15 protein-coding genes are annotated in these 13,716 nt (G+C 44.6%); 8 read left to right on the top strand and 7 right to left on the bottom strand.

Features of this window, described 5'->3' with window-relative positions; all coding sequences use genetic code 11:
• Window position 1: 1 nt before the first annotated feature.
• The 3 genes from degS to zapG form a co-directional block, all read right to left on the bottom strand.
• Window positions 2-1,066: an outer membrane-stress sensor serine endopeptidase DegS gene (degS, locus tag R7D93_RS13590; RefSeq protein WP_017633606.1), complete on the bottom strand. Its 1,065-nt coding sequence runs from the start codon at window positions 1,064-1,066 to the stop codon at window positions 2-4.
• Between the two features lie 190 nt (window positions 1,067-1,256).
• A complete protein-coding gene (locus R7D93_RS13585; RefSeq protein WP_025768400.1) occupies window positions 1,257-2,624 on the bottom strand; it encodes a Do family serine endopeptidase in 1,368 nt (455 codons plus the stop codon).
• A gap of 200 nt (window positions 2,625-2,824) precedes the next feature.
• Entirely contained in the window at window positions 2,825-3,268 is a 444-nt protein-coding gene (zapG, locus tag R7D93_RS13580) for a Z-ring associated protein ZapG (protein WP_005379861.1), read from the bottom strand.
• 195 nt (window positions 3,269-3,463) lie between these two features.
• On the opposite strand from zapG, the gene zapE reads away from it, so the two are divergent.
• From zapE to sspB, 8 genes are all read left to right on the top strand, one after another.
• Window positions 3,464-4,567, top strand: coding sequence for a cell division protein ZapE (zapE, locus tag R7D93_RS13575; protein WP_137281704.1), 1,104 nt, complete (start codon window positions 3,464-3,466; stop codon window positions 4,565-4,567).
• Between the two features lie 251 nt (window positions 4,568-4,818).
• Window positions 4,819-5,247: a 50S ribosomal protein L13 gene (rplM, locus tag R7D93_RS13570; protein WP_005372872.1), complete on the top strand. Its 429-nt coding sequence runs from the start codon at window positions 4,819-4,821 to the stop codon at window positions 5,245-5,247.
• A 15-nt stretch (window positions 5,248-5,262) separates the two neighbouring features.
• Window positions 5,263-5,655 carry a 30S ribosomal protein S9 gene (rpsI, locus tag R7D93_RS13565; protein WP_005372876.1) on the top strand — a complete coding sequence of 131 codons (393 nt, stop codon included), beginning with the start codon at window positions 5,263-5,265 and terminating at the stop codon, window positions 5,653-5,655.
• Window positions 5,656-6,348: 693 nt separating this feature from the next.
• Window positions 6,349-6,939, top strand: a complete 591-nt coding sequence (gene petA / locus R7D93_RS13560; RefSeq protein WP_005372877.1) for a ubiquinol-cytochrome c reductase iron-sulfur subunit — start codon at window positions 6,349-6,351, stop codon at window positions 6,937-6,939.
• Window positions 6,939-8,204: a cytochrome b gene (locus R7D93_RS13555; RefSeq protein ID WP_005372880.1), complete on the top strand. Its 1,266-nt coding sequence runs from the start codon at window positions 6,939-6,941 to the stop codon at window positions 8,202-8,204. Before petA ends, R7D93_RS13555 begins: the two co-directional genes overlap by 1 nt.
• Window positions 8,201-8,938 (top strand): cytochrome c1, encoded by a 738-nt coding sequence (locus tag R7D93_RS13550; protein ID WP_005372881.1) that lies wholly within the window; start codon window positions 8,201-8,203, stop codon window positions 8,936-8,938. The genes R7D93_RS13555 and R7D93_RS13550 overlap by 4 nt, the downstream gene beginning before the upstream one ends.
• A 96-nt stretch (window positions 8,939-9,034) precedes the next feature.
• Window positions 9,035-9,670 carry a stringent starvation protein SspA gene (sspA, locus tag R7D93_RS13545; protein WP_005372897.1) on the top strand — a complete coding sequence of 212 codons (636 nt, stop codon included), beginning with the start codon at window positions 9,035-9,037 and terminating at the stop codon, window positions 9,668-9,670.
• 17 nt (window positions 9,671-9,687) lie between these two features.
• Entirely contained in the window at window positions 9,688-10,173 is a 486-nt protein-coding gene (gene sspB / locus R7D93_RS13540; RefSeq protein ID WP_005387408.1) for a ClpXP protease specificity-enhancing factor, read from the top strand.
• A gap of 71 nt (window positions 10,174-10,244) precedes the next feature.
• Here the strand turns inward: sspB and R7D93_RS13535 are convergent, their stop codons facing one another.
• The 4 genes from R7D93_RS13535 to R7D93_RS13520 are packed head-to-tail and all read right to left on the bottom strand — an operon-like array spanning window position 10,245 to window position 13,695.
• Entirely contained in the window at window positions 10,245-10,913 is a 669-nt protein-coding gene (locus R7D93_RS13535; protein WP_225496807.1) for a BON domain-containing protein, read from the bottom strand.
• 21 nt (window positions 10,914-10,934) lie between these two features.
• Window positions 10,935-11,525: a phosphoheptose isomerase gene (locus tag R7D93_RS13530; RefSeq protein ID WP_005372901.1), complete on the bottom strand. Its 591-nt coding sequence runs from the start codon at window positions 11,523-11,525 to the stop codon at window positions 10,935-10,937.
• Window positions 11,526-11,528: 3 nt separating this feature from the next.
• Window positions 11,529-11,897, bottom strand: a complete 369-nt coding sequence (locus R7D93_RS13525; protein WP_005372903.1) for a YraN family protein — start codon at window positions 11,895-11,897, stop codon at window positions 11,529-11,531.
• The gene (locus tag R7D93_RS13520) at window positions 11,884-13,695 is read right to left on the bottom strand and encodes a penicillin-binding protein activator (RefSeq protein WP_213868525.1); all 1,812 of its coding nucleotides are present in this window, start codon (window positions 13,693-13,695) and stop codon (window positions 11,884-11,886) included. The genes R7D93_RS13525 and R7D93_RS13520 overlap by 14 nt, the downstream gene beginning before the upstream one ends.
• Window positions 13,696-13,716 lie beyond the last annotated feature (21 nt).

The raw sequence follows: 13,716 nt of genomic DNA, 5'->3' as shown, positions 1-13,716 counted from the left end.
TTTATGCTTCTTGCTTGTCTTCAGCAATGGTGACTTTCAAGGTCATCTCTTTTCCTTTGCGAATGATACCGACGTCCACGGTGGTGCCAGGACGTAAATCGGTGACGATATCCATAACGCTCTGACGCCCCTGAACCTTATTGCCATCAATACTGATAATGATATCTTGTTTTTGAAAGCCAGCCGCATTGGCTGGGCCATTTGGATCAATACCAAGTACGACAATACCACCTATGTGTTCATTTCCAAGTAGGCGAGCAGTGACCGCATTAATGTCTTGGCCGTCGATTCCAATATAACCACGAATCACGCGGCCATCAGCGATGATTTTCTGCATGATCTTACTGGCTAGCGGCGCAGGGATCGCAAAAGAAATACCGTAAGTTTCTAAGTCTGTCGCTTGCTGAAAAGAGGCGGTGTTAATGCCGACGAGCTCGCCTTGTGTGTTCACTAGGGCTCCACCAGAGTTACCTTCATTGATGGCGGCATCGGTTTGAATGAATGCTTGACGACCATCGCTAATGGATGAACGACCTGTGGCAGAAATAATGCCGAACGTTGTGGTTTGTCCAAGGTTGTATGGGTTACCGATGGCTAGTACTACATCGCCCACTTGTGGTTTGTAATTAGAGTTCAGAGGGATTACGGGCAAATTCGAACCTTCGACACGCAGCACGGCTATATCAGTACGTTTATCTGTCCCTACGAGCTGAGCCGCTGCGGCTCTGCCGTCTTGTAATGCCACAACAATTTGATCAGCTTGAGCAACCACATGATAGTTAGTAATGATGTAGCCTTTCTCACTAACAATGACACCTGACCCCAGACCTTGAGTCGAGAGTTTACTGCGATCATTCTCAACATACTTACGACTGTAGATGTTTACTACGGCAGGCGCTGCTCTTCGGACCGCTTGATTAAACGTCAACTCGACTGATGCGATATTAACAGGTTGAGGATCAAGCGCAGCAGGAATTACGTTGTTGCGCAAAGATGGAACCGCCAGTAATACCACTGCGGCAGTAGCCAAGCCTAAAAAGACAGAACGTAATAAAAAGCTGAGCATATCCTCTCCATGCGTGAGCGCCAAAATGGCATCGAAGATGAAGAATAGCATTACATTGAAAAATAACAAAAGGGCAGTACGTCATCGCGCTGCCCTTTTCATTAGTTATTGAGCGATAAGGAAAAGTGATCGAGCCTTATCACTCAGTACTATGCATCGAAAACCTTATTTCCTATCACGTTGAAAGTGGTTAACGAATGACAAGATAAATAGTACGTTCACCACGTTGAATATTAAGAGCCAGTACACCTTTGTGTTTCTCTACGATTGTACGAAGCTCGGCAAGGTTTTTCACTCGTTGACGGTTCACACCGATAATAATGTCACCTTGTTGTAATTGATATTGAGCCGCTGGAGAGTTATCTGCAACGCTCGATACTTTAACACCTTGGATTACATCACTTGGTGTTGTATTGCTTAACTCCGCACCTTTGAGTCCCTCATGTAATGTCTCCGCTTTAGCTTTCATATTCGTAGATTCGCCAAGCGTTACATCAAAGGTTTTATTCTTACCATCTCGAACCACACCTAATGTGATTTCTTTACCTGCGCCCAGTGTTGCCACTTTTGCGCGGAGCTCTGAGAAAGTATTAATCGCTTTGCCGTTCACCGATACAATTACGTCACCGGCTTTTAACCCTGCTTTATCGGCTGCGCTGTCCGGTACGACTTGACCAATAAAGGCCCCTTTACTTGACTCGTAACCCAATGCATCAGCTAGCTCAGAGGTTACTTCGCCACCTTGCACACCCAACATGCCGCGTTTGACTTCACCAAACTCTAGAATTTGATCAGTGAGGTTTTTCATCATGTTTGATGGAATCGCAAAGCCAATACCCACATTACCGCCGTTAGGGCCTAAAATCGCAGTATTAATACCGATCAGCTCACCATTAAGGTTGACCAATGCACCACCAGAGTTACCGCTGTTAATTGCGGCATCGGTTTGGATGAAGTTTTCGAAGTTTTCAACGTTTAAGCCACTACGACCAAGGGCTGAAACAATACCCGAAGTCACAGTTTGACCGAGTCCAAATGGGTTACCAATCGCAACCGTAAAGTCACCGACACGCAGTTTGTCGGAATCCGCGACTTTAATCTGCGTTAAGTTTTTCGCTTTCTCTAATTTAAGTAACGCAACATCGGCCATTTCATCACCGCCAACGAGCGTAGCGTCATACTCGCGCCCGTCAAAGAGGCGAACTCGAATCTCATCTGCGCCCTTGATCACGTGGTAGTTAGTGACAATATGGCCTTTCTTCGCATCAATAATGACACCAGAACCTAAACCTCTGAACGGGCGCTCTCGCCTTTGTTCCATAGGAAAGTCTGGGCCAAAGAAAAATTGAAATTGCTCGGGAATGCGGCTGGTTTGTACTTGTTTACCTTCTACAGCAATACTCACAACAGCTGGGGTCACCTTCTCAAGCATTGGTGCCAAGCTAGGTAACTGTTGGCCATCCACATTCAAAGGTAATGCGGCAGTGGCTTGAACTGGGGCAATAATCGAACCCAAACTCAGAGATAGAACGGTGAGCGCAAGCAGTGGTTTTTTCATCCAATAACTCCTCTTGAAACATGTCTGCCAAAAAGAAATATCCGAACGGTTAGTTCACTTTGTTAATAACTAATATAGGGTCTAGTTCGGACAATCAAAAGGGGAGGCAGTGCACATCCAAGTTAGAGCGAAGGTGAGGTGAAAAAGTTCAAAAAAGGGCCGATACAAATGTATCGGCCCTAGATAGAAGTAAGAGAGGATTATGATGCTTTTGCGGTTACCGCTTCGGGAGCATTAATGATTTCTTTCTCTTGATCCTTCAAAAGACCGGTGGCGCCATTAGCGTAGTCTTTTGGTTGTTCGTTAAACTCTGGTTGATCTTCTGCAATAGTTTCAGACGACATTGCCGTTTTCTTATCAAACGGGTTGTCTTGTTCTGGTAAGTTTGGCAAAAGCTCAGAAGAGGTCTTGGCCATATGTTGGTATAGCTTGGTGTAATCTTTACCTAGGGTGTCCAACATTTCTGCGGTTTGTGCAAAATGATCGACGAGCTCTTGACGTTGTTGCTCTAATTCAAACTTGGCCGCTTCAAGTTCTTTCTGCACAGACTTTTGTTTCTTGTATTCAGGGGTGGTTAGTCTACTAATGACTACGCCTACGATTGTACCGACCAGCAAACCCACAATGGCATAAATCCAAGGCATAACTGCTCCTTATAGTTGTTTTAACAAGTCTTTTACTACTTAGTTACACGCGGTGCTCGTCCATGTTACTATGGCTTGAACAGCCGATAAAGAAAAATAGCAGTATGTCTTCGGGGACTGATAACTACTTCTCTCTATTCTCAAAGTTGACCCCGAGGTAACCCTTTTCTCTATACCTCTATACGACTTAATACGATGACACCACTACAACAATATCAAAAAGACATAGCAGAACACGGGTTTCAGCGTGATGAAGCTCAGTATCAAGCGGTCGTTGCATTAGACAAGCTTTACCATGCTATCGTTGAATTTCAGTCAGCGCCTGTGCCTCAGCTTTCCAAATGGCAAAAGCTAATGGGGAAAAAAATCGACAAGCCTGAACCACCAAAAGGCCTTTACTTTTGGGGTGGGGTAGGTCGCGGTAAAACCTACCTTATGGACGCATTTTTTGATGCTTTACCGACCCAAAGAAAAATGCGCGTCCACTTCCATCGATTTATGTATCGAGTACATGATGAGTTGAAGCTGTTAGGTGATGTCGAAAATCCGCTATCAAAAGTGGCGGATAAATTTAAAGAAGAAGCCGATGTGGTTTGCTTTGATGAATTTTTTGTTTCCGACATTACTGATGCGATGATCCTTGCAACGCTACTTCAAGAAATGTTCAAGCGGCAGATGATCCTAGTCGCGACTTCAAACATTGAGCCGCAGAACTTATATCGTAACGGTTTGCAAAGAGCGCGCTTTTTGCCCGCGATCGATATGATTTTGGCACGTTGTGAAGTGTTGAATGTCGATAGTGGCGTTGATTATCGCTTAAGAACGTTAGAACAGGCTGAAATATACCATTACCCGCTTGATGAGCAGGCTAGCATAAACCTTAACAAATATTATCAGCAGCTGACTGGAGAGCGTCAGTTTGTTGCTCATCAAATCGAAGTTAACCACCGTCAACTAGCGGTGATTGAAGCAAGCGATGGGGTGCTGCATGCGTCGTTTGCTCAGTTGTGTCAAACTGCTCGCAGTCAAAATGACTACATTGAATTGTCTCGTATTTACCACACGGTATTACTGGCAGATGTTCAACAAATGAACCGAAAAATAGATGATGCGGCGAGACGCTTTATCGCGCTGGTCGATGAGTTTTACGAGCGCAATGTTAAGTTGATTATTTCTGCTGAAGTGCCAATGGCCGATTTATATGCTGACGGGCAGTTAGAGTTCGAATTTAAGCGCTGTTTGTCTCGGCTTACTGAGATGCAAAGTCATGAGTATCTCGCGCGTGAACATTTGGCCTAGATCCAATGGGTTCTTAAAAAAGTGAAGAAAAAATTAGTGATTTGGCGCAAAAAAAGGTGATTTTTTCTTCGCTCTTCTCTATAATCCTGCGACCCACCGTTACTGCAGACCTGATTATCGAAGTTATTTCGAAATTGAAGGTCGAGAGTACCAACGACTCGAAGGGGTGATGACTGGGCTCTTAGACAGTGTGGGAGCACTATTGGGTGTTCCTTTAAAGTTTAAAATTTAATTAACGGGTTATTGTTAGCATGAAAACTTTCGTTGCTAAACCAGAAACTGTAAAACGCGACTGGTACGTTGTAGACGCTGAAGGTAAAACTCTTGGCCGTCTAGCAAGTGAAATTGCATCTCGCCTACGTGGCAAACATAAAGCTGAATACACTCCTCACGTTGACACTGGTGATTACATCATCGTTATCAACGCTGAGAAAGTTGCTGTAACTGGTAACAAAGCTAAGAACAAAGTGTACTACCGTCACTCTGAATTCCCAGGTGGTCTAAAATCTATCACTTTTGAAAAGTTGATCGATCGTAAACCTGAGATGGCTCTTGAGCTTGCAGTTAAAGGCATGCTTCCACGTGGTCCTCTAGGCCGTGCTATGTACCGTAAGCTAAAAGTTTACGCGGGCGCTGAGCACAACCATGTTGCTCAACAACCACAAGTACTAGACATCTAATTGGGGATTTCGAAAATGGCAGAGAATCAATACTACGGCACTGGCCGTCGCAAAAGCTCAGCTGCACGTGTTTTCATTAAACCAGGCAGCGGTAACATTGTAGTAAACAAGCGTAACCTTGACGAATACTTCGGTCGTCCAACAGCACGTATGGTTGTACAACAACCTCTAGAGCTAGTTGAACTAACTGAAAAGCTAGACCTTTACGTAACAGTTAAAGGCGGCGGTATTTCTGGTCAAGCTGGTGCTATCCGTCACGGTATCACTCGCGCGCTTATGGAATACGATGAGTCTCTACGTCCTGCTCTACGCGCAGCTGGCTACGTTACTCGTGACGCTCGTTGCGTTGAACGTAAGAAAGTTGGTCTACGTAAAGCACGTCGTCGTCCACAGTTCTCTAAGCGTTAATTTCCTCTTATCGGGAATTATGCTTTCAGAGTTACTCTGGAAACTGTGTACCAAAAGCTCGGCTCTATGCCGGGCTTTTTTGTATTTAAAGACATCATACTTGTCTTCAAGCAACGAACAGCCTTCACTTATCATCACACTCCGAGCAGGCCTTCTTATTCGTCCTCTTCGTCGAAAGGTTGTCAGTGCCGTTTTATATGTGTGCCTTATTTAATCGCGACTCACCACGCTTTCTCTTGCGATGCAGCATAGATGTATTCATCAGCAGGAATGTCTTTGTATCTTATTCTTCCTGTAACATGTTTTAAAATGACTTACGTTCCTTTTTGAGCATTCTGCGTGCTACAAAATTGAAAATATAAACACAGTAAGCTGAACGCGTAATACGAAATATTTCTCTGTGTAATTAACTGAAAACTACCAAGATAAAAGGTTTTATCCGCTTTCAGCGGGGCTTCTATGTGGTGCTTTCTTGTTACAAATCACATCAATTTTTTATAATTCTGCCGCTTTTGTGACGACGCGAGCGATTTGCCTCACAAATGTTACAAAAAGGTAGCTTTATCTTGTCAAAAAGTAGGGTTTTCTTTATCATTTCCCTCCAATAAATAGAACTAAATTCATTATTTGTTAGCCATGCTCTTATAAGCGGAATAATAACGATCCAAAGGGAGCAAATGGGAGAATGTTTGGATGAGCAACGCGCCTTTAAATAACGGTCGCAGGCGTTTTCTAACCGCTACAACGGCAGTTGTTGGTGGGTTAGGGGCAGTCGCCGTCGCCGTGCCTTTTATCAAATCATGGAATCCGAGTGCTAAAGCCAAAGCGGCGGGCGCACCGGTGGAAGTGGATATAAGTAAAATTGAACCAGGTCAGCTGGTTCGTGTTGAGTGGCAGGGAAAACCTGTATGGATTGTTCGCCGCACTCAAAGCGTTCTGGATAACTTAAAATCGATCGGTGATAAGCTTCGCGATCCACAATCTGAAATGGAGCAGCAGCCTGAGTACGCTCAGAATGAGTTTCGTTCGATTAAGGAAGAGTTTTTCGTCGCAGTTGGTTTCTGTACCCACTTAGGTTGTTCACCAACCTATCTACCTGACTCTTTCTCAGAGCAGGTGCAGGGCGTAAGATCTGGCTTCTTCTGTCCTTGTCATGGTTCTAAGTTCGACATGGCTGGTCGAGTGTTCCAAGGAGTACCTGCTCCGTTGAACCTTGTCGTTCCTAAGCACATGTATTTGAGCGATACCAAGCTCATTGTGGGTGTTGATGAGGGAGATGCATAATGCAAGCAATGTTAGATTGGGTTGAAAAGCGTATTCCTGCAATGAATGCTTATAAAAAGCATTTGTCTGAATACCCAATGCCTAAGAACTTCAACTTTTGGTACCTTTTCGGTTCTCTGGCGATGCTGGTTCTTGTTAACCAAATCCTAACGGGTATTTGGCTAACGATGAACTATGTTCCTTCAGGTGACGGTGCATTTGCGTCTATCGAATACATTATGCGTGATGTAGAGTACGGTTGGCTTCTGCGTTACATGCATTCCACTGGAGCGTCAGCGTTTTTCGTTGTTGTGTATCTTCACATGTTCCGTGGTTTGATCTACGGTTCATACCAAAAACCTCGTGAACTGTTGTGGATCTTCGGTATGTTGATCTTCCTAGTTCTCATGGCTGAAGCGTTCATGGGTTACCTACTTCCATGGGGTCAGATGTCATACTGGGGTGCGCAGGTAATCATTTCCCTGTTTGGTGCTATTCCTGTTATCGGTGATGACCTAACACTTTGGATTCGTGGTGACTACATCATCTCTGGTGCAACGCTAAACCGTTTCTTCGCACTACACGTTATTGCACTGCCTATCGTTTTGCTTCTTCTTGTTGTTCTGCACGTATTGGCGCTGCACGAAGTAGGCTCAAACAACCCGGATGGTATCGAAACTAAGCTGCCAAAAGGCTCAATGGGCGACGATTACAAAACGCAATTCAAGTTCCACGATTACTACACGAAGAAATATGACATCATTGATTCGATTCCTTTCCATCCGTACGGCACGGTTAAGGACTTGGTCGGTGTTGCTGGTTTCTTGTTCTTCTTCTGTTACGTGCTGTTCTTTAACCCAGAAATGGGTGGGTACTTCCTTGAGCCGCCTAACTTTGAAGCTGCAAACCCACTGAAGACACCAGAGCATATTGCTCCGGTATGGTACTTCACGCCGTTCTACGCAATCCTACGTGCGGTTCCAGACAAACTATTAGGTGTTATCCTAATGGGTGCGTCAATTGCAGTGCTGTTTGTTCTACCTTGGTTGGATCGTTGTAAAGTTCGTTCATACCGTTACCGTAGCAAACTTCATCTATTGAATATTGTACAGTTCACTATCGCCTTTATCGCTCTAGGTATTTTAGGTGCGTTACCAGCGACACCAACGTACACACTACTATCTCAGATCTTTAGCTTGTGTTACTTCATGTTCTTTGTGTTGCTGTTCTTCTACAGCAAAAATGAAGCAACCAAACCATTACCAGAGAGGGTGACATTCAAATGAAGAAGTGGATTGTAATTCTATTTGCTATGTTGCCATCACTAGCGATGGCAGCTGGGGCCAATGTTCCGCTGGATAAAGCGAATGTTGACCTTACGGATAAAGCTTCGCTACAAAACGGCGCGAAGTTGTTCATGAACTACTGTTTTGCTTGTCACTCTACGCAATACCAGCGTTACGAGCGTGTAGCAACAGACTTGGAAATTCCAACAGACTTAATGAAAGAAAACCTGATTTTCAATCCTGAAGCGAAAATCGGTGATCTAATGGTCAATGCTATGCCACCGAAGCAAGCGGCAAACTGGTTTGGTGCTCCACCACCAGATCTTACGTTGGTTGCACGAGTTCGTGGTGCTGATTGGTTATACACTTACTTACGCTCTTTCTATGTTGATCCATCTCGTCCATTCGGCGTGAACAACATCGTCTTCCCGAGTGTTGGTATGCCGCATGTGCTTGAAGAGCTACAGGGCATCCCGACGCCGATTTACGATACGAAAATCGTAGATGGCGAAGAAGTACAAGTTGTTGTTGGTACTGAAACCGATGGCACGGGTGAGCTGAGTGAAGGCGAATATGACAAAGCGGTTGGCGATCTCGTTAACTTCTTAGTTTATTCAGGTGACCCAGTGCAGCTTGAGCGTCATGCTCTAGGCTGGTGGGTAATGGGCTTCTTAGTGCTTCTAACCATCGTTGTTGTGATGCTCAAGAAAGAGTATTGGCGCGATGTGCATTAATTGTGCTAAAATACCGTGCTAATTCCCAATTTTAATTGATGTACAATGGAGGCTTAGCCTCCATTGTTTTTATTTGTAAGTGTACTGGAGGGCTCCATGGCTGTAGCTGCCAATAAACGTTCTGTGATGACTCTTTTCTCAAGTGCATCAGATTTGTATAGCCATCAGGTTCGCATTGTACTAGCTGAAAAAGGCGTAAGTGTTGAAGTTGAGCTTGTTGACGAAGCAAACCTTCCTGCTGAGCTTGTTGAGCTAAACCCATATAAATCAGTGCCAACTCTTGTTGACCGTGAGCTAGCTCTTTACGATTCAAAAATCATCATGGAGTACTTGGACGAGCGCTTTCCTCATCCACCTCTAATGCCGGTTTACCCTGTTGCTCGTGGCAACAGCCGCTTGATGATGTACCGTATCGAACGCAACTGGTATTCACTCGCTGAAAAAGTGATGAAAGGTAATGCGGAAGAATCAGAAAAAGCACGCACAAAGCTGCGTAATGATCTTCTGACGTTAGCGCCAATTTTTGCTGAATATGAGTACTTCATGAGCGAAGAATTCAGCTTGATCGATTGTTACCTAGCACCACTATTGTGGCGTTTGCCTCAACTTGGTATCGATCTTGTTGGCCCTGGTTCAAAAGAAATCAAGGTATACATGAACCGCGTATTTGAACGTGATTCGTTCCTTGCTTCTTTGACTGAAGCTGAACGTGAAATGCGCCTAGTTCGCTAAGCGATTTAAAACACGTTATGGATATTGCAAAAATGACTGCTCGCCGCCCGTATATGCTTCGCGCATTTTACGATTGGTTAGTAGACAATGACTTGACTCCTCACTTGGTTGTGGATGCAACAATGCCAGGGGTGCGTGTCCCGGTTGAATTTATTCAAGATGGTCAAATTATTTTGAATATTGCGCCACGTGCAGTGGGTAATCTTGAGTTAGGTAATGATGCGATTACCTTCCATGCTCGCTTTAGCGGTCGTCCGCACTCAGTGATCGTGCCTGTGTATGCTGTTCAAGCTATTTATGCACGTGAGAATGGTGCTGGTACTATGTTTGAACCAGAAGAAGCGTACACTCACATCGAAGAAGAAGCGATGACCGAGGAAGAATCATCCCCATCGTTCACAACGGTTAGCGATGAGCCTTCTGAGTTAGTTTCTGATTCAGATGCCGAAGAGGACGATGCTCCTCGACCAAAAGGCAAACCAAGCTTAAGAGTGATTAAATAATAAAAAAGCAGCGTAACGCTGCTTTTTTCTTTTTAACTTGTTGAAGATGATTTCAAGCCAGACTTTGGAAATTACTCACTAATCGTAAAGACTTCGACGTTCTCTTCACTTTCTGTACTTGCCTCACTTTCTATTGTTTGTACACCGTCACTCGGTAAGTCTACTTCAACAGGCTCCATTTCGCCGTATTGGAACCCTTTAATGACTTGTTTTACGCCTGAGATATTACGCGCGATTTCTGTCGCTCGATCGCCTTGCTCTGGCGTGACATAACCGAACAGAAAAACGTCGCCATCTTCGGTGATCACTTTAACCTTAACACCATTAAGCTCAGAATCAGTAAGCAAAGCTGACTTTACTTTGGTTGTGATCCAGCTGTCATTGCTAATCTGGGTAACAGTGAGTGGCTCTTTTTGTTTGATTTGATTGTGTATGACTTTTACACCACTAACTTCTCGAGCCCTTCGCTCTAAAGCAAGGATAACGTCTTGTGTCGGAGCTTGTCCCATAAGGACTACAGTCCCATTATATGAACTGGCAACGACACGAACTTCACCTTTAAACGGTGCTTTATTGCCGATCGCCGCAACTTCGAATTCGATGTTATTGTCCTGCCAGATTTGTTTTGTCGTGCGTGTGTCCGTGACAATATTCGCTGTGCTTGCTGCACCTGCGATAAACAAACCTGCGCAACCACTTAAACTCAATGCTGTTAATAAGATAACAAGGCTACGTATCATAATTCTGACTCTCAGTCTTGGTTACTCTTCGTGAGCAGGGAAAAGCACCTGGTCAATAAGATCACAAAGGCAATGGAGTGTTACCATATGTACTTCGTGAATACGTGCAGTGCGGTGTGATGGAATACGAATTTCGACGTCGTTCTCACCTAGCAGTCCTGCCATCTCTCCGCCATCTTTTCCTGTGAGCGCGATAATCGTCATGTCTCGAGTTACGGCTGCTTCCATCGCTTTGATAATATTTTTACTGTTACCGCTAGTCGACATGGCAAGCAAAATGTCGCCTGGTTGACCAAACGCTCGTACCTGTTTTGAGAAGATTTCCTGGTAGTGGTAATCGTTGGCCACTGCGGTTAGGGTAGTATTATCGGCGGTTAAGGCCATTGCTGGTAGGCTAGGGCGCTCAGTTTCAAAACGGTTTAAAAGACAAGAAACAAATTGTTGAGCGTTTGAAGCACTGCCGCCATTACCACAACATAAAATTTTATTGCCATTAAGCAGGCTCGACACCATCGCTTGAGCTGCATGAGTAATGGCATCAGGCAGCGCCTCTGCTGCTGCGATTTGAATTTGAATACTTTCTGTAAAGCTGTCTTTAATGCTGTCTAGCATCGCTTATCCTTCAGAGATTGCGTTTTCTATCCAGTTGATATCTCGCCCATTATCATGAATGGCGATGACATCAAATCGATAATCGATATTGTGTTTTAAGCGCTTTTGTTGGCTAAGCCAAACTTGTGCGGTTTTGACTAGCTTGCGCATTTTAGCGTGCGTCACCATTTCTGCTGCCGAGCCAAAGTGATTGTTCTTACGGTATTTGACTTCAACAAACACAATAGTTTCACCTTGTTGGAAGATTAAATCAATCTCACCGACCTTAGTCAGAAAATTTTGTTCAATAAAGTTTAAGCCCTGGCGTTGTAAATACTGCTTCGCCAGAGCTTCATATTGATTTCCGATTTGGCGCTTGCTAAAGAGCCCCACGCTCAGCCCAGCTTAGCTCACGCTGTACAACACAATTATTGTCGATACTTAAAATACCGGTTTGGCCACCGACTGAGTAGCCCGGAACGACCTTCATTTGTGGCAGCTCCCCAATCAATTTATACGCATCCATACCCAGTGCTTTCAAACGTTTTTCCATGTTAGATTGCTCTGACCACAGCTCGTTCATTTCAGCGGTCACGCTAGGGTCTGGGTCAATCAGTAATGGGATATCGCTGTAGATGATGCCTGTTAGATCTTCGTAAGTCGCGCCGCCACTGTTGCTACGCGAGCTAGAGAAAATTTGTGGCGCTTTGGCGTCTGGGTTAATCGCTACCTCAATAAACGGCTTAATCAAAGTCAGTTCCGTGCTTCTAGCAACAATATAAACCGCATCGACATCACGACGGCTACGTGGCTGTGTTTCAAGCTTGATACGCATTAGTGATTGCATCTGAGCAATACGTTGTTTGCTTTCTTGCAGACCAAATACTTCATTGATGTCTTTTTGAAGTTGGCGCTTGTCACCAAAATAACTTGCTGCGACTTTATTAGAGCTGTACTTGCGCCACTCTTTGTTGAACGCTTCAGTTACACGTTCACCAAAGCTGCCCTTTGGTGCCAGAATCAGAGGGAAGTTATAGCCTTCGCTGAACAAGTGTTTCGCTGCTTGTGCGGCTTCTTGTTCCGGTGATAATGCCAAGTAGCAAATATTGCTATCTGGTTGCACATCTTCGGGAATATTTAGCGCAAGGGCTGGAATCGTAGGACCATTTTCTGAGCCATCCATGGTTGTGTGCAATAGCTCAACGTTCTCTTTTTCTAGAGGACCAACAACAAAATCGATGTTTTCATTGATCAAACGTTGTTTAATTTGGTCGGCGTTATACGCATTAGTGTCTATTACCGTGAGGGTAGCGCTTGGATCACGGTTACGATCATTCATCATCGCAAACACAAAACCATCACGAATTAATTGCGCTTGTGGCGAGAATTTACCAGTAAGCGGCAGTAACAAAGCGGTGTTGTTTGGTTTAACGATGTCTAGAGAGAGAATGTTTTGAATCTCTTCTGGTGTGTAGATAGCGGCTGGATGCGATGGGTTCTCGTTTAACCAGCGTTCGAGGGTATTTTTTAGTTGGGATAAGTTGCCCGACAGCGTTTTCGCATAAATAGCGAGTTGTAGCCAACCATCCAAAACATCTTCATTTGGCTCTGTTTCTAATGAGGTCAGTTCGTACTCGGAGTAGCTGCCAAAGTTCATCCAAATACGGCTAGAAGTCTCTCTCTGCTCCGCGGACGATGCATATTGGCCAAATGCAACCAGTTGGCGGTTTGCCTCAAACGCTTGGTTAAGACCTTGATAAGCGTCGGCACGCATCAAGTAATAGTCTTTCCATTGCTCATTTGGCAACTTCCACCAAGGTTTAAAATTCAACAATTGCAGCAACTGAGAGTAATTACCCTGTTTTTGCTGTATGGTCGCACGCGCTAGTTGCCACTCTGCTTGCTGAACTTCGGTTAACTGTTGACGAGCCAGGCGCTTGATCAACATTTCTGCTTGATCAAACTGGTTTGCTTGAATCGCGGCTTTGGTTGCCATGATCAACCAGTCATTTTGTAAACTGCCTTCCGTGCTATCAGCTTGGATCATATAGTTCTGAACAGACTGAGTAGGCTCAAGTGTTACATCAACGCCATCAGGCTGTCTTGGACCTGAAGAACAGGCGGCGAGCGTAATTGCTAGTGCAACAGGAGTAAGTATGCGTGGTACACTGAGTCTCTTATGGTTAATCATTGCCGTGAGTTCTCTATAATT

It is taken from the genome of Vibrio sp. YT-15 (assembly GCF_033337445.1).
Lineage (GTDB): Bacteria > Pseudomonadota > Gammaproteobacteria > Enterobacterales > Vibrionaceae > Vibrio > Vibrio alginolyticus.
Note: the sequence above shows the minus strand (reverse complement) of the source record. Positions and strands in the feature narration are given on the sequence as shown.